The sequence below is a fragment of the Brevundimonas sp. PAMC22021 genome, from assembly GCF_019443405.1.
Lineage (GTDB): Bacteria > Pseudomonadota > Alphaproteobacteria > Caulobacterales > Caulobacteraceae > Brevundimonas.
Genome location: NZ_CP080376.1, coordinates 2,237,869 through 2,251,857, shown reverse-complemented (window position 1 = coordinate 2,251,857; position 13,989 = coordinate 2,237,869). Strand labels below are relative to the sequence as shown.

The following is a 13,989-nucleotide window of genomic DNA, read 5'->3' as shown; positions in this document are numbered from 1 at the left end:
CCTTCTCCCGCGTGCGGGAGAAGTGGCCCGTCGATCGGCGAAGCCGATCCAGGGTCGATGAGGGGAGTCTTCTTGAAGAGGACACTTCCCCCATCGTCAGGCGTGTCGCTGCGCGCCACGACCTGACACTTCCCCCGACAAGCGGGGGAAGAACCTACGGCGCTGCGCCGTTCAGCCCTCGATCCAGTTGGGCAGCCAGCCTTCGTGCCATTCGCGCAGGTGCTCCAGCGGGATGCGGAACAGGTCGCCGGCTTCGGAGCCAGAGGCGAAATCCTTGCCGCCGGCGCGGCCGACGACGGAGGCGTGCAGGCCCGCTTCCTGCGCCTTGGCGATCAGGGGCGAAGGGTCGGGCAGGGCGACGAGGTAGCGGCCCTGATCCTCTCCGAACAGCAGGATGTGGGCATGGGTCGGGCTGGTGGCGTCCAGGGTGACGCCGACGTCGGAGGCCAGCGCCAGGTCGGCGGCCGCGCCGATCAGGCCGCCGTCGGACAGGTCGTGAACCACCGTCAGCTCGCCCGCTTCGATCAGGTCACGCACGAAGTCGCCGGTCTTTCGTTCCAGCGCCAAATCGACCGGGGGCGGAGCGCCGTCTTCGCGGCCCAGCACTTCGCGGAGATAAAGCGAGGCCCCGAGTGCGCCCTCGGTGTGGCCGATCAGGACCAGCACGTCGCCATCGGCCATGGTGGAGAAGCCGGTGGTGACGTCGTAGTTGGGCAGGAGGCCTACCGCACCCACCGTCGGAGTCGGCGGAATGGCGACGCCATTGGTCTCGTTGTAGAGCGACACGTTGCCGCTCACGACCGGAAAGTCGAGGGCGCGGCAGGCCTCTGCCATGCCGTCGATTGCGCGCACGATCTGGCCCATGATCTCGGGCCGTTGCGGATTGCCGAAGTTCAGGTTGTCGGTGATGGCGATGGGGCGCGAACCGACGGCCGTCAGGTTGCGCCAGGCCTCGGCCACCGCCTGCTTGCCGCCCTCGTAGGGGTCGTTCTGGACGTAGCGAGGCGTGACGTCCGAGGTCATGGCCAGGCCCTTGTCCGTGCCATGGACGCGGACCACGCCGGCGTCGGCGCCGGTCGCCGAGTCCTGCAGGGTGTCGGCCATGACGTGGCGGTCGTACTGTTCCCAGATCCAACGCTTGGACGCCATGTCGGGACAGGCGACGACCTTCATCACCGCATCGGCCCAGTTATCGGGCGCCGGGATGGTCGAGTGATCCAGCTTCAGCTGAAGCTCCGGCTGGACCCAGGGGCGATCGTACAGCGGCGCGTCGTCGAACAGGGGCGCCAGCGGCACGTCGCAGACGGTCTCGCCGTGGTGCTTCAGCACCAGACGGCCGGTGTCGGTGGTCACGCCGATGACGGCGGCGTCCAGGCCCCACTTCTGGAAGATGCGGTGGCCGTCTTCCTCGCGACCCGGCTTCAGCACCGCCAGCATCCGCTCCTGCGATTCCGACAGCATCATCTCATAGGCCGTCATGCCGTCTTCGCGCTGCGGCACGGCGTCCATGTTCAGTTCGATGCCTACGCCGCCCTTGCCGGCCATCTCGACCGAGGAGGAGGTCAGGCCGGCCGCGCCCATGTCCTGGATGGCGGCGACGGCGCCGGAGGCCATCAGCTCCAGCGTCGCCTCGATCAGCAGCTTTTCGGCGAAGGGGTCGCCGACCTGGACGGTGGGGCGCTTCGACTCGGACTCATCGTCGAATTCGGCCGACGACATGGTGGCGCCATGGATGCCGTCGCGGCCGGTCTTGGAGCCAAAATAGACCACCGACAGGCCGGGCGCCGGCGCGGCCGAGTAGAACAGGCTGTCGGCCTTGGCCAGACCCACGCACATGGCGTTGACCAGGATGTTGCCGTTGTAGCCGCGGTGGAAGTTGGTCTCGCCGCCGACAGTCGGCACGCCCACGCAGTTGCCATAGCCGCCGATGCCCGACACCACGCCGGACACTAGGCGCCGCGTCTTCTCATGCGAAGGATCGCCGAAACGCAGCGCGTTCAGCAGGGCCACCGGCCGCGCGCCCATGGTGAAGACGTCGCGCATGATGCCGCCCACGCCCGTCGCCGCGCCCTGATAGGGCTCGATGTAGGAGGGGTGGTTGTGGCTCTCCATCTTGAAGATGCAGGCGTCGCCGTCGTCGATGTCGATGACGCCGGCGTTCTCGCCCGGGCCGCAGATCACCCGCGCGCCCGTCGTCGGGAACTTGCCCAGATGGATCTTGGACGACTTGTAGGAGCAGTGCTCGGACCACATCACCGAGAAGACGCCGAGCTCGACCTGGTTCGGCTCGCGCCCCAGGCGGTCGAGCACGACCTGATATTCGTTCGGGGCCAGGCCGTATTCGGCGGCCAGTTCGGCCATGGTCTTTTGCGAAGCGCTCATGGCCCGCGCTTCTAGCCGGTGAACGGGCGATAGGCTATATTCTAGACAGCAATCGGGAGCGTCTAGAATGGGCCTCAGCATCAAGCGGGTTGAGACGGAGCGCAAGGCGCGGGCGGTGGCGGAGCGGATGGGCGTAGGCCTGACCGAGGCCATCGACATGGCGCTGGACCGGACCTGGAAGGAGCTGAACGCCGACGACGCGGCCGCCGAGCGCGCGCGCAAGCGCGAGGCGCTGTTTGCGCGCATCCAACTTAGGGGCGCCGGCAACGGCAAGAGCCTGCAAGAAATCGAGGATGAGATGTACGACGAACACGGCCTGCCGCGCTGATGGTCATCGACACTTCTGCGCTGTTCGCCATCGAAATGATGGAGCCTGAAGCCCGGCTCTTTGACGAGCGCATCCGCGCCGCCAGCAGCCGCTTGATGAGCGTCTCCAACGCTCTCGAATTGGTGTCGGCGCTCAGCACAAGGCGCGGTTCAGACCAACGGGCGACTGTGGATGATCTGATCTCCGACTACGGCCTCACGCTTGTTCCCGTCGACGTCGAGCAGATGCGCATTGCCTGCGAGGCCACTGTGCGGTTCGGCAAGGGGCGGCATGCGGCGCGGCTGAACTACGGCGACTGCTTTGCCTATGCGCTGAGCCGGGCGAAGGGCGAGCCGCTGCTGTTCAAGGGCGACGACTTCTCCCGGACCGATGTGGCGGTCGCCTGATCGGAACATCGGGGCGGGGCGGGCGGTTCTTCTGAACCCACCCCAAGGAGAGCCCCATGACCGATCAGCCCATCGACCCGGCCGCGACGCCGGACGACGACAATGCCCCCGACATCGCCGCCGACGATGTCGGCGCCTCCGGCATGGCCGAGGAAGCGCAGAACGAAGCCGACGACGAAGACGGCGTGGACGGGGAGGGCGTGTGATGGCCGACACTCCCGCCAAGACCGCCCCGACCCCGGCGGATGGGCAGCAGATGAGCCGCTCCAACGATCCGGAGGTAACGGCCGCCATGGACGCCTCGGCGGCCGATCAGGCGATGCAGAGCCGCCGGCAGCGTCTGGCGGGCGAGGCGACCGGCGTCGGCAGCATCGGCTTCGACGATCCGGGCGCGTTTGACGTGGGCGCGGAAGGCCGCAATGTGCAGGACGAGCCCGAGCTGGACGATCCGGAGCAGTCCAGGCCCTGACGACCGGCTTCAGGCGGCCGGGCGTTCGACGCCCGGCCGCAGCTGGAACACCAGCACCAGCGACACCACCAGCACCAGCAGCGCGGCGCCGAGCGCAAAGAAGCCCAGCAGCGGATTGCGCGCCTGCTCGGCCACAAAGGCGCCCAGCAGCCCCCAGGCGACCGGCAGCGGATAGGCCAAAAGGCGCGTGCGGGCGGTGACGAAGAGGGTCAGGGCGACCACGACGACGATCGCCAGCATCGCCCAGCCGGTGGGCGCCAGGGCCGGCGGCAAGGCGTTCTCCGCCGTCAGCACGGTGATGAGGTTCAGCGGCGCGGCGACCGTCAGCCAGCCGGCAAGCAGCCCCAGGGGCCAGGCGACCAGCCAGCGATCCCGGTCACCCTTGGCAAGCGCGCGGATCAGGCCGCCATGCATCACCAGCGGAACCAGAAGCGCGATCAGGCTGGTGAAGATCAGCACCAGGGTTGCGATCCGCGCATCCGACGCCGCCGCGATGATCCAGGCGCCGATGCCGACAAAGGCGACGATCGAAGGCAGGGCGAACCGCCGGATGGCGTCGCTCTCGCCCGTCTGCGGCAGGACCTGGCGCACGGCGTAGGCCAGGATGCCGATATAGATCGGGCCCCAGATGGAGAAGGCGTAACCCGCCACGCGCAGAGTCCGGTCGCCCTGGGCGGCGAACTGGCCCTGATCCAGGCCGAAGCCCGTCGCCATCTGAATCACCGGCGCCACGATGGCGAAGGCGGCGGCGGCCAGCACCACCAGGCGGCGCGTCATCTGCTGCGGACTGGGGCGGACGACGGACGACATGGGAGGCTCCGGAACGGCTGCGGCGTCGAGCGCCGGGCCTGCATTACGCCTCAGTTCCGCGAAGGTTCAGCCGGAACCCGCGGCTGCTCCCGCCGGTTGACCCATCATCGCAGTGAACACAGGAGATCGGCCATGACCGACGTCACCAGCCCGCAGGGCGACATCAACCAGACCGGCCTGAACCCCGACGGCTTCCAGCCGAATGAGGTCGACGCGACCCGCGGCCGTGAACAGGGTCTGGGCGTCGGCGAGCGTGAACTGAACGCCCAACGCGACCCGGGCGGCGACCGCACCGCCGACGAGGACGAGGAGATGGAAAACGGCGTCTCCGTCAACGCGGGCGACGAAGATGCGCTGAACCAGAGCACCGGCGTGCAGGGCCTGTCCGACGATGACGAGGAGACGTCGCGCATCGGCGGCGGCTGACGCCCATCATCTCATGGCGAAGTTGACCACGAACAGGATCAACCGACCGTCGGGATTATAGCCCGCGGCGCCGGCTTCGTCGCTGACTTTGACCCGCGCGCGGGGCATGGCGTTCAGGGCGGAACGACCCAGATTGAAGCCGGCGGGATGTTCGGCTTCGATCTGGCAATCGTCGAGCTTGCCGTCCGCATGCGCGGCGCAAGTCAGGGTGGCGTAGCCGCTGGTCGGACTGCGCCCCTTCACCGGACCTGGAAAGGCCGGGCGCGGCGGGCGATCCCAGGAGAGACCCAGCGGCAAGCCGTTCTCCCCGTCGCCGTCGATCCTGAGATCGCGTGGGTCCACAAGCGGTCTCCCACACGCCGTCAGCGTCTGCTCGACGGCGGCGCTGGAGGGATCGAGGTCCATGACGTATCGCGTTCGCCGTGCGCCAGCGGCGGCGGGAAGCGCGATCTGCAATCGTCCGCCCTTGGCCAGTTCTCTGGCAAGCGGGGCGGGCGCCCGGCTGATGGCGGTGGTCTGCGATCCCAGGCTCCAGACCCGCTCGGTGAGGTCACCGTCTTCACCGATGGCGAACCCCAGTTGGCGGGACGTCGCTCGCGGTTCGCTCGGCGGCAGGTTCATCAGCAGCACATCGAACACACCGGCCATGCAGCGGGTCGCGAGCGTCACGCCGCTATCGAACGTCACGGCGGCGACCGTGAGATCGGCGTCTTCGGAGCGTACAAGGTCCCAATCCTGCGCGGCCGCAGGCGACGCCTCGGGTTCTTGCGCGGAGCCGACGGGAGGCATGGCGGCCAGGGCGAGGCCGAACAGCAAAGACGGAATCCAGCGCTTCATGAGGCGAGTGAGCCTCAACCACCCGTTGCGGTCAAGCCGCCGCCATGACGCTCTGGAACAGGACGGCGCCGTCGGCGGAGCCGAGTTCGGCTTCAAAGGCGCGGTCCGGGTGGGGCATCATGCCCAGCACGTTTCCGCGTGCGTTCTGCAGGCCCGCGATGTCGTTGGCCGAGCCGTTCGGATTGTCGACGTAGCGGAACACGACCTGGCCCTCGCCTTCGATGCGGGCCAGGGCCTTGGGATCGGCGAAGTAGTTTCCGTCGCCGTTGCCTTGGGTCATCACCACCTCGCGCTGGCCCTGATAGCCGGAGGTGAAGCGGGTCTGGCCGTTGGCGACCGTCAGGCTGATGGGCTTGCAGACGTACTTCAGGCCCTTGTTGCGCAACAGCGCGCCCGGCAGCATTCCGGCCTCGCACAGGATCTGGAAGCCGTTGCAGACTCCGACCACGGCCACGCCGTCGTCGGCCGCCTTCTTGACCGCCTGCATCACCGGCGACTGCGCCGCCATGGCCCCGCAGCGCAGATAGTCGCCGTAAGAAAAGCCGCCGGGAATGACGATCAGGTCCAGGCCCTTCGGCAGTTCGGTCTCGGCGTGCCAGATCATGGACACCGGCTCGCCGGTGGAGCGTTCGACGGCGACCTTGCAGTCGCGGTCGCAGTTGGAACCGGGAAAGACGATGACGGCGGCGCTCATGGGCGGCCCTCTAGCACTGTTGCACGGCCTTGTCAGCGAGGAGCGGCGCGCGGCGACCATCCAGCCACGCGATCCCCCAGACCGCGAGCCCGCCGAGCGTCAGCGCGCAGCCGACTGCGCCAGTGGACGGCAGGCCCCATCCGGCGGCGATGGCCGCGCCGGCCAGGAACGGACCCAGGGCGTTGGCGGTGTTGAAGGCCGAGTGGTTCAGGGCCGCCGCCAGGGTCTGGGCCTCGCCGGCGACGTCCATCAGCCGCATCTGCAGCACGGTGCCCAGGCCGCCGCCTGCGCCGATCATGAAGACCACCACCAGGATCGACCACAGGGCCGGCGTCGCGATGGGATAAAGCGCCATCCAGGCGGCGCTCCAGATCAGCAACATGGCGGCGGCGCGCATGCCGAAGCGATCGGCCAGGACGCCGCCCGCGATGTTGCCGGCTACCATGCCGAGCCCGAACACGCCCAGCGCCCAGGGCACCACCTCGGCGCCCACGCCCGTCACTGCCGTCAGGGTCGAGGCCACATAGGCGTAGACGGCGAACATGCCGCCAAAGCCGATCGCGCCGACGCCCAGCGTCAGCCAGACCTGCCGGTTGGCCAGGGCGCCGAGTTCGCGCAATGGGCTTGCCTGCGGCTGCGGCGGATCGCGTGGGGCCAGCGCATGGACCAGCGCCATGGTCAGGATCGCCAGCACCGAGACAATGGCGAAGGTCCAGCGCCAGCCGAAGATCAGGCTGACAAAGCCGGCGAAGGGCACGCCGACCACGGTGGCGACCGTCAGGCCCAGCAGCACGCGCGACACCGCTTGGCTTCGCTTGCCGGGCTCCGCGACGCCGGCCGCGACCAGCGAGGCCACGCCGAAATATGCCCCGTGCGGCACGCCGGCCAGAAAGCGGAACGCCAGCATCCACTCATAGGTAGGAGCCAGCGCCGACAGGCCGTTGCCTACCGCGAACATCGCCATCAGCACGATCAGCAGCACCCGCCGCGACATCCGCGCGCCCATCACCGCCAGCACCGGCGCGCCGGCCACGACGCCCAGCGCATAGGCGCTGATGACATGCCCGGCCGTCGGCTCGTCGATGCCCAGGCCGCGCGCGAACTCCGGCAGCACGCCCATGGCGGCGAACTCGGTGGTGCCGATGGCGAAGCCGCCCATCGCCAAGGCGAACAGCACGGCCTTGGCCGAGCGGGGCGGCGGATCGGAAGGCGCCTGTGCAGACGGCGGGAGCGCGCTGACAGCCATGCTGCACCTCGGATGGGGATCGATGGGGAGATGATTACCTAAACGCTGTTCATGTGGCCGCAAGATGATGGTCGCCACCGCCACGCATCACGAAATGCAACGCCGTTCGGAACAACAATGGTTGTCGGAGGTTCTTCCGCCCGAACCTCTACCGGAACAAACACCATGCAGATCAAACCGCTGGCGGCCCTTGCCGCTTCTGTCGCCCTGGGCGCCACCCTGGCCGCCTGCTCCTCGATGCCGATGATGGGCGAGGGCTCCTCGCCGATGGCGACGCCGGTCGCGCCGATGCCGTCGCCCGCCGCTCCGATGGGCATGAGCGGTCGTCCCGACGCCGACATGCAGGCGGTGCTGGACGCGCACGCCGCGCTCGGCGCCAAGCCGATCGAAAGCCTCACGGTGCAGCAGGCCCGCACCCAGCCTTCGCCCGCGGACGCGGTGATGAAGGTCAAGCAGATGCGCAACATGCCGACCGCGCCGGACGCCACGGTGACCACGCGGGACCTGACCTATCCGACCGGCGGGACGACCCAGCCGGTGCGCGTCTACAAGCCCGCGAACGCGACGGGATCTAACCTGCCGGTGGTGGTCTACTATCACGGCGGCGGCTGGGTGATCGCCGACATCAACGTCTATGACGCGACGCCGCGTTCGATGGCGCGCAACCTCAACGCCATCGTGGTGTCGGTGGAATACCGCAAGGGTCCTGAAAACAAGGTCCCGGCCGCGCACGAAGACGCCAACGCCGCCTATCAATGGGTGCTGCAGAACGCCGCGTCGTGGGGCGGCAACCCGAACAACATCGCCCTGGCCGGCGAGTCCGCGGGCGGCAACCTGGCCATGAACGTCGCCATCTCGGCGCGCGACATGGGCTGGACCCAGCCCAAGAGCATCCTGTCGGTCTATCCGATCGCCAACGGCGACCCGCAGCTGCCGGCCAAGCAGATGAACACCGCCAGCCTGCCGCTGCGCACCGCGACGCTCGGCTGGTTCGGCCAGTACGCCCTGCCGTCGCCGGCCTTCCAGCAGGACCCGCGCTACAACCTGGTGGGCGCCAATCTGCGCGGCCTGCCGCCGGTGATCATCGTCAACGCCGACATCGATCCGCTGCGCGACGACGGCGCGACGCTCGAGACCGCGCTGCGCAACGCCGGCGTCCAGGTCCAGCGCCGCAACTACGAAGGCGCGGTGCACGAGTTCTTCTCGATGGCCGACGTGGTGCGCGACGCCTACGACGCCCAGCAGTGGTCGTTCGGCTTGGTGCGCCAGTCGCTGATGCGCTGATCGTCAGGGCGATCGCCTGAATCAGAGAAGGGCCGGCGGATCGCTCCGCCGGCCCTTTTTCCTGCGCGGCGTCGGGCTCAGCCCTCGCCGGTGTCTTCGTAGGTCGCGGTGATCGAGGCCTTGGCCAGCGTATGGAAGTGCAGGTTGAAGCCGAACACGGCGCCTGAATCGTCTGCGGTGACCTCCAGCCTCTCCACGTCCACCGCGAAGACGGTGAAGATGTAGCGATGCGGCCCGTGCCCCGGAGGCGGCGCCGCGCCGCCGAAGCCGGCCTGGCCGTAATCGGTGCGCCCCTGCACCGCCGCCATCGGCAGATGCCCGCCCGGGGACCCCGCGCCGGTCGCAAGCTCGCTCACGTCCGACGGAATGTTGGCCACCGTCCAGTGCCAGAAGCCCGATCCGGTCGGCGCATCGGGATCATAGCCGGTGACGGCGTAGGACTTGGTCCCCTCCGGCGCGCCCGACCAGGACAGGTGCGGCGACGCATCGCCCTTGGCCTTGACCTGCGCGTCCGGCAGCACGCCGCCGTCTGAGATGTCGTTGGAGGTGAGGGTGAAGGTCATCACGCAACCTCGATACGGTAGCTTTCGATCACCGTGTTGGCGAGCAGCTGCTCGCACATCTTCTTGGCCTCGGCCTGCGGGTCCTCGACGCCGTCGAGGTCGAACTCGATCAGCTTGCCGACGCGAGCGTTGGCCACGCCGGTCCAGCCCAGGCCGTGCAATGCGCCTTCGACCGCCTTGCCCTGCACGTCGAGCACGCCGGGCTTGAGAAAGACGTGAACCTTGATCTTGCTCATCAGTGCAGTCCCCCCTGGATCACCGTCGGCATGCCCTTCATGATGCCCAGGCGCCGGGCGACCTCGGTGTAGCTTTCGATGACGTTGCCCAGGTCGCGGCGGAAGCGGTCCTTGTCCAGCTTCTCGCCGGTGGTGGAGTCCCACAGGCGGCACGAGTCCGGGCTGATCTCGTCGGCCAGGATGACGCGGGCGAAGTCGTTCTCCCAGATGCGGCCGAACTCGATCTTGAAGTCCACCAGGGTGATGCCGACCGCGCCGAACATGCCCGACAGATAGTCGTTGACCCGCACGGTCATGGCCAGGATGTCGTCCAGTTCCTGCGTCGAGGCCCAGTTGAAGGCGGTGATGTGCTCTTCCGTCACCATCGGGTCGTTGAGCTCGTCCTTCTTGTAGTAGAACTCGATGATCGAGCGGGGCAGGGGCGTGCCTTCCTCGATGCCCAGGCGCTGGCTCATCGAGCCGGCGACGATGTTGCGGCAGACGACCTCCAGCGGAATGATCTCGACTTCGCGGATCAGCTGCTCGCGCAGGTTCAGGCGCTTGATGAAGTGGTTGGTCACGCCGATGCCGTTCAGGCGCGACATGACGAACTCGCTGATCTGGTTGTTGATGACGCCCTTGCCTTCCAGCGTCGCCTTCTTCTGGGCGTTGAAGGCGGTGGCGTCGTCCTTGAAGTACTGGATCAGGGTGCCGGGCTCGGGGCCCTCGTACAGGATCTTGGCCTTGCCCTCGTAGAGCTTCTTGCGCTTGGTGTTCATCAGTCTGTCCCGGACGGGCCTTGGGGATTGTCGCCCGCCGGAAACAAAAATCGCGCCGCCCGAGGCCGCGAGGCCATGAGGGAAGACGCGTCTGAAGAACCGGCCGGGCGGGCGTTGGACCTGTCGCGGTTCCTTAGCCGAAGCCGCGCCCCAGCACAAATGACAGGGACGCAGGCACCCGGTCCGTGCTTGCCTGTGACACATGGGCTTCACCCGACGTAAGTCCGGTTGCGTTCGGGCGAGGGCGGGCTATAGACGGCGCTTGTTCCGGTTTTGACCCGGATTGTGGAGCTTTGCGGACCTAGATGACGACCTTCGACGATCGGGAAAAGGGCTTTGAGGCCAAGTACGCCCTCGATCAGGAACAGGAATTCAAGGCCGTCGCCCGCCGCAACAAGTCGCTGGGTCTATGGGCGGCCGACAAGATGGGCCTGTCGCCGGAAAGCGCCGATCAGTACGCCAGCGCCGTCGTGCGCGCCGACTTCGAGCAGCCGGGCGAGGAAGACGTGTTCCGCAAGGTCGCCGGCGACTTCAAGGGCTCGGGCCTGACGGTGTCGGAAGGCGAGATCCGGTCCAAGATGGACGAGCTGATGTCCATCGCGCGCGAGCAGATCCGCGCAGGCGAATAAGGCTCGAAGCTGAATCCAGAAAGTCGAAAGGGCCGCACCCGGGGGAAAGTGCGGCCCCTTCTTTTAGCCGGGGACGTTGGGGGGATGTCTCACCCGGCATGTTTGCGTCTCGCGCCCCTTGAGAACACGGGCGCCTGACTTTGGTTTCCGAGAAAAATCGCAGGAGGCGAATTTTCTTCGGGCTCAGTCAAACGCCGATTTCAGCACCGCCCAGGCCCGCGCCTTTTCTACGAGCGGACGAACGTGCGCAGGGCTGGATGACGGCAGGTCGATCAGCGCGACGCCGTTCAGCGGCGCCAGAACGCGCCGGCCCATGCGGGCGGAAAGGCCGCCGTTGAAGCCGATGGCGCGCAGTTGCGGCAGGCCGGCGACCAGGCCACGCAGATCGGCGGCTTCGGGCGAGCGGATGGCGGCGTCCAGACTGCCGGCCCGTTCCGCCGAGGCGATCACGTCCCACAGGCCTACGCCGCGCGCGAGCAGCCTGGCCAGCCGCTGCTCGTAGGTCAGGGAAACGAGGTCCTCGCCCAGCACGCCGCCGATCAGCGGCCAGAAACCATTGCGGGGATGGGCGTAGTACTGCGCGGCCTTCAGAGAAGCGTCGCCCGGCAGGCTGCCCAGGATCAGCAGGCGGGTTTCGGCGTCAACGACCGGAGGGAAGCTAATGCGGCGCGTGTCGCTCACGCGACGCCGAACACCCGGTCGAAGATCACGTCGATGTTCTTGGTGTGATAGCCGAGGTCGAACAGGGCCTCGAGCTGGTCGCCGGGCAGGGTGACCCGGGGATCGGCCTTGAGGAAGTCGATAAAGGCGCCCTCGCCGCGCCAGACCTTCATGGCGTTCTCCTGCACCGCCGCATAGGCGTCCTCGCGCGACACGCCGGCCTGGGTCAGGGCCAGCATGACGCGCTGGGAGAAGACAAGGCCGCCCAGGCGGTCCAGGTTCTTCAGCATGTTGTCGGGATAGATGTTCAGCCGCTCGATCACGCCGGCCAGGCGGTGAAGGGCGAAGTCGAGGTGGATGGTGGCGTCCGGGCCGATGCCGCGCTCGACCGAGGAGTGGCTGATGTCCCGCTCGTGCCACAGGGCGACGTTCTCCATCGCCGGAACCACCGACGAGCGCACCAGACGCGCCAGGCCGGTCAGGTTCTCGGTCAGGATCGGATTGCGCTTGTGCGGCATGGCCGAGGAGCCCTTTTGCCCCTTGTCGAAGAACTCTTCGGCTTCCAGCACCTCGGTGCGCTGGAGGTGGCGGATTTCGGTCGCCAGCCGCTCGATGGAGGAGGCGACGACGCCCAGCGCGGCGAAGTAGGCCGCGTGCCGGTCACGCGGGATCACCTGGGTCGAGACCGGCTCGACCTGCAGGCCCATCTTTTCGGCGACATAGGCTTCGACCTGGGGATCGACGTTGGCGAAGGTGCCGACAGCGCCCGAGATGGCGCAGGTGGCGATCTCCTCACGCGCGGTGACCAGGCGGCGACGGGCGCGCTGGAACTCGGCGTGGTAGCCGGCGAGCTTCAGACCAAAGGTCACGGGCTCGGCGTGGATGCCGTGGCTGCGGCCCACCGTGGGCGTATGTTTGTGCTCCTTGGCGCGGGTCTCGAGCGCGGCCAGCACGCGGTCGACCCCGCCCAGCAAGAGGTCGGTGGAGCGCGCCAGCTGCACGGCGAAACAGGTGTCCAGCACGTCCGAGGACGTCATGCCCTGGTGCAGGAAGCGGGCCTCTTCGCCGACGATCTCGGCGACGTGGGTCAGGAAGGCGATGACGTCGTGCTTGGTGGTGCGCTCGATCTCGTCGATGCGGTCGGCGTCGAACGTGGCGTCCTTGCCCTTGGCCCAGATGGCCTCGGCGGCTTCGCGCGGGATCACGCCCAGCTCGGCCATTCGGGTCGCGGCGTGCGCCTCGATCTCGAACCAGATCTTGTACTTGGTCTCCTGCGACCAGATGGCGACGGCGTCGGGGCGGGAATAGCGCGTGATCATGGACGCGTCGTGTCGGTCGCGGGCGGGGTGGAGTCAAGGCGAGCTTGCCCGGAAAGCCGACGCAGGGCACGAACCGGTCAGCAGAGGAGGCGCGCCGTGCAGCTGGTCATCGGAAACAAGGCCTATTCCACTTGGTCGCTCCGGCCATGGCTGGTGCTGAAACGATGCGGCGCCGCGTTCGAGGAGATCGTGGTGCGGCTGAACGCGCCGGACACGGCCGAGCGGATCGCCGAACATTCGCCCTCCGGCTTCGTGCCCGCGCTGAAAGTGGACGGCGAGACGATCTGGGATTCGATGGCCATCTGCGTCTGGGCGGCGGAGCGTCACCCCGAGGCGCCGCTGTGGCCGCGCGATGCGCATGCGCGTTGGCTGGCGCGGTCGGCGGCGTGCGAGATGCATGGCGGGTTCTCGAGCCTGCGCACGGTGTGCGGCATGGGCCCGGATCACCCGATGGTCGGCGACAGCCGCTCGCCCGCGCCCCAGGACGCGGGGCTGGAAAAGGACGTGCGCCGGCTGGTCAGCCTGTGGCGCGAGATGCGGGCGCGCTTCGGCGCAGGCGGGCCGCATCTGTTCGGCGAATGGTCGATCCCGGACGCCTTCTTCACTCCGGTCGCAGCACGCATCCGGCACTTCGAGATCGACCTTGTCGCGCATGGCGACGACGGCACAGCGCAGGCGTATGGGGATACCCTGCTGGCCCAGCCCGACTTCCTGCAATGGGAGGCGGAGGCGATGGAGGACGCCGCAAAGGCTTAACCACTCTCGCCGACGCGCGCTTAACCGCACGCCGTTATCCGATGTCAGTCGAAGGCGAGGCGGAGGGCGATATGCGGGTTCAGGCCGTGGAAAACACAGACGCGCCAGTCGATCGGCTGCTGAACCCCGTCGCGGGCTATGGCCTGGCGCTGGGCGTCAGCCTGTGTTTCTGGAGCCTGCTGCTCAGCGTGCTGTTCTAGGCGGGC

At 68.0% G+C, this 13,989-nt stretch carries 18 protein-coding genes; 8 read left to right on the top strand and 10 right to left on the bottom strand.

Going from position 1 to position 13,989, the window contains the following annotated elements; translation table 11 throughout:
* Positions 1–171: 171 nt before the first annotated feature.
* The gene (gene purL, locus KY493_RS11145) at positions 172–2,382 is read right to left on the bottom strand and encodes a phosphoribosylformylglycinamidine synthase subunit PurL (RefSeq protein WP_219896411.1); all 2,211 of its coding nucleotides are present in this window, start codon (positions 2,380–2,382) and stop codon (positions 172–174) included.
* 67 nt (positions 2,383–2,449) lie between these two features.
* Here purL and KY493_RS11140 point away from each other — a divergent pair, with 67 nt between their 5' ends.
* From KY493_RS11140 to KY493_RS11125, 4 genes are read left to right on the top strand one after another with little or no spacing between them, the layout of a single operon-like run.
* Entirely contained in the window at positions 2,450–2,710 is a 261-nt protein-coding gene (locus tag KY493_RS11140; protein WP_219896410.1) for a type II toxin-antitoxin system VapB family antitoxin, read from the top strand.
* Positions 2,710–3,096 (top strand): type II toxin-antitoxin system VapC family toxin, encoded by a 387-nt coding sequence (locus KY493_RS11135; RefSeq protein WP_219896409.1) that lies wholly within the window; start codon positions 2,710–2,712, stop codon positions 3,094–3,096. Before KY493_RS11140 ends, KY493_RS11135 begins: the two co-directional genes overlap by 1 nt.
* A 56-nt stretch (positions 3,097–3,152) precedes the next feature.
* On the top strand, positions 3,153–3,302 hold the full coding sequence (locus KY493_RS11130) for a hypothetical protein (RefSeq protein WP_219896408.1): 150 nt from the start codon (positions 3,153–3,155) through the stop codon (positions 3,300–3,302).
* The gene (locus KY493_RS11125) at positions 3,302–3,565 is read left to right on the top strand and encodes a Tat pathway signal protein (RefSeq protein ID WP_219896407.1); all 264 of its coding nucleotides are present in this window, start codon (positions 3,302–3,304) and stop codon (positions 3,563–3,565) included. Before KY493_RS11130 ends, KY493_RS11125 begins: the two co-directional genes overlap by 1 nt.
* A gap of 9 nt (positions 3,566–3,574) precedes the next feature.
* Here the strand turns inward: KY493_RS11125 and KY493_RS11120 are convergent, their stop codons facing one another.
* Positions 3,575–4,375: a hypothetical protein gene (locus KY493_RS11120; protein WP_219896406.1), complete on the bottom strand. Its 801-nt coding sequence runs from the start codon at positions 4,373–4,375 to the stop codon at positions 3,575–3,577.
* Positions 4,376–4,507: 132 nt separating this feature from the next.
* On the opposite strand from KY493_RS11120, the gene KY493_RS11115 reads away from it, so the two are divergent.
* The gene (locus KY493_RS11115; protein ID WP_219896405.1) at positions 4,508–4,801 is read left to right on the top strand and encodes a hypothetical protein; all 294 of its coding nucleotides are present in this window, start codon (positions 4,508–4,510) and stop codon (positions 4,799–4,801) included.
* A gap of 6 nt (positions 4,802–4,807) precedes the next feature.
* On the opposite strand, the gene KY493_RS11110 is transcribed toward KY493_RS11115, so the two are convergent.
* From KY493_RS11110 to KY493_RS11100, 3 genes are read right to left on the bottom strand one after another with little or no spacing between them, the layout of a single operon-like run.
* Positions 4,808–5,638, bottom strand: coding sequence for a hypothetical protein (locus tag KY493_RS11110; protein WP_255567867.1), 831 nt, complete (start codon positions 5,636–5,638; stop codon positions 4,808–4,810).
* 31 nt (positions 5,639–5,669) lie between these two features.
* Positions 5,670–6,332 carry a phosphoribosylformylglycinamidine synthase subunit PurQ gene (purQ, locus tag KY493_RS11105; protein WP_219896404.1) on the bottom strand — a complete coding sequence of 221 codons (663 nt, stop codon included), beginning with the start codon at positions 6,330–6,332 and terminating at the stop codon, positions 5,670–5,672.
* A 10-nt stretch (positions 6,333–6,342) separates the two neighbouring features.
* The gene (locus KY493_RS11100; protein ID WP_219896403.1) at positions 6,343–7,578 is read right to left on the bottom strand and encodes an MFS transporter; all 1,236 of its coding nucleotides are present in this window, start codon (positions 7,576–7,578) and stop codon (positions 6,343–6,345) included.
* Positions 7,579–7,743: 165 nt separating this feature from the next.
* Here KY493_RS11100 and KY493_RS11095 point away from each other — a divergent pair, with 165 nt between their 5' ends.
* Positions 7,744–8,862, top strand: coding sequence for an alpha/beta hydrolase (locus KY493_RS11095; protein ID WP_219896402.1), 1,119 nt, complete (start codon positions 7,744–7,746; stop codon positions 8,860–8,862).
* Positions 8,863–8,939: 77 nt separating this feature from the next.
* On the opposite strand, the gene KY493_RS11090 is transcribed toward KY493_RS11095, so the two are convergent.
* From KY493_RS11090 to purC, 3 genes are read right to left on the bottom strand one after another with little or no spacing between them, the layout of a single operon-like run.
* Complete coding sequence (locus KY493_RS11090) at positions 8,940–9,425, bottom strand: YbhB/YbcL family Raf kinase inhibitor-like protein (RefSeq protein ID WP_219896401.1); 486 nt, start codon at positions 9,423–9,425, stop codon at positions 8,940–8,942.
* Positions 9,425–9,661, bottom strand: a complete 237-nt coding sequence (gene purS / locus KY493_RS11085) for a phosphoribosylformylglycinamidine synthase subunit PurS (RefSeq protein WP_219896400.1) — start codon at positions 9,659–9,661, stop codon at positions 9,425–9,427. The genes KY493_RS11090 and purS overlap by 1 nt, the downstream gene beginning before the upstream one ends.
* Positions 9,661–10,419: a phosphoribosylaminoimidazolesuccinocarboxamide synthase gene (gene purC / locus KY493_RS11080; RefSeq protein WP_219896399.1), complete on the bottom strand. Its 759-nt coding sequence runs from the start codon at positions 10,417–10,419 to the stop codon at positions 9,661–9,663. Before purC ends, purS begins: the two co-directional genes overlap by 1 nt.
* A gap of 305 nt (positions 10,420–10,724) precedes the next feature.
* Between purC and KY493_RS11075 the strand changes: the two genes are divergently transcribed.
* Positions 10,725–11,048 (top strand): DUF1476 domain-containing protein, encoded by a 324-nt coding sequence (locus tag KY493_RS11075; RefSeq protein WP_219896398.1) that lies wholly within the window; start codon positions 10,725–10,727, stop codon positions 11,046–11,048.
* 183 nt (positions 11,049–11,231) lie between these two features.
* On the opposite strand, the gene KY493_RS11070 is transcribed toward KY493_RS11075, so the two are convergent.
* Positions 11,232–11,729 (bottom strand): DNA-deoxyinosine glycosylase, encoded by a 498-nt coding sequence (locus KY493_RS11070; protein WP_219896397.1) that lies wholly within the window; start codon positions 11,727–11,729, stop codon positions 11,232–11,234.
* The gene (gene purB, locus KY493_RS11065) at positions 11,726–13,027 is read right to left on the bottom strand and encodes an adenylosuccinate lyase (protein WP_219896396.1); all 1,302 of its coding nucleotides are present in this window, start codon (positions 13,025–13,027) and stop codon (positions 11,726–11,728) included. Before purB ends, KY493_RS11070 begins: the two co-directional genes overlap by 4 nt.
* Positions 13,028–13,123: 96 nt before the next feature.
* On the opposite strand from purB, the gene KY493_RS11060 reads away from it, so the two are divergent.
* A complete protein-coding gene (locus KY493_RS11060; protein ID WP_219896395.1) occupies positions 13,124–13,783 on the top strand; it encodes a glutathione S-transferase family protein in 660 nt (219 codons plus the stop codon).
* The last annotated feature ends 206 nt before the right edge of the window (positions 13,784–13,989 follow it).

Coding starts and splice junctions, on each gene's coding strand:
- KY493_RS11120 (WP_219896406.1), bottom strand. CDS start 4,375: ATGTCGTCCGTCGTCCGCCCCAGTCCGCAGCAGATGACGCGCCGCCTG.
- purB (WP_219896396.1), bottom strand. CDS start 13,027: ATGATCACGCGCTATTCCCGCCCCGACGCCGTCGCCATCTGGTCGCAG.
- purS (WP_219896400.1), bottom strand. CDS start 9,661: ATGAGCAAGATCAAGGTTCACGTCTTTCTCAAGCCCGGCGTGCTCGAC.
- KY493_RS11115 (WP_219896405.1), top strand. CDS start 4,508: ATGACCGACGTCACCAGCCCGCAGGGCGACATCAACCAGACCGGCCTG.
- KY493_RS11090 (WP_219896401.1), bottom strand. CDS start 9,425: ATGACCTTCACCCTCACCTCCAACGACATCTCAGACGGCGGCGTGCTG.
- KY493_RS11130 (WP_219896408.1), top strand. CDS start 3,153: ATGACCGATCAGCCCATCGACCCGGCCGCGACGCCGGACGACGACAAT.
- KY493_RS11110 (WP_255567867.1), bottom strand. CDS start 5,638: ATGAAGCGCTGGATTCCGTCTTTGCTGTTCGGCCTCGCCCTGGCCGCC.
- purQ (WP_219896404.1), bottom strand. CDS start 6,332: ATGAGCGCCGCCGTCATCGTCTTTCCCGGTTCCAACTGCGACCGCGAC.
- KY493_RS11095 (WP_219896402.1), top strand. CDS start 7,744: ATGCAGATCAAACCGCTGGCGGCCCTTGCCGCTTCTGTCGCCCTGGGC.
- purC (WP_219896399.1), bottom strand. CDS start 10,419: ATGAACACCAAGCGCAAGAAGCTCTACGAGGGCAAGGCCAAGATCCTG.
- KY493_RS11075 (WP_219896398.1), top strand. CDS start 10,725: ATGACGACCTTCGACGATCGGGAAAAGGGCTTTGAGGCCAAGTACGCC.
- KY493_RS11125 (WP_219896407.1), top strand. CDS start 3,302: ATGGCCGACACTCCCGCCAAGACCGCCCCGACCCCGGCGGATGGGCAG.
- purL (WP_219896411.1), bottom strand. CDS start 2,382: ATGAGCGCTTCGCAAAAGACCATGGCCGAACTGGCCGCCGAATACGGC.
- KY493_RS11135 (WP_219896409.1), top strand. CDS start 2,710: ATGGTCATCGACACTTCTGCGCTGTTCGCCATCGAAATGATGGAGCCT.
- KY493_RS11140 (WP_219896410.1), top strand. CDS start 2,450: ATGGGCCTCAGCATCAAGCGGGTTGAGACGGAGCGCAAGGCGCGGGCG.
- KY493_RS11100 (WP_219896403.1), bottom strand. CDS start 7,578: ATGGCTGTCAGCGCGCTCCCGCCGTCTGCACAGGCGCCTTCCGATCCG.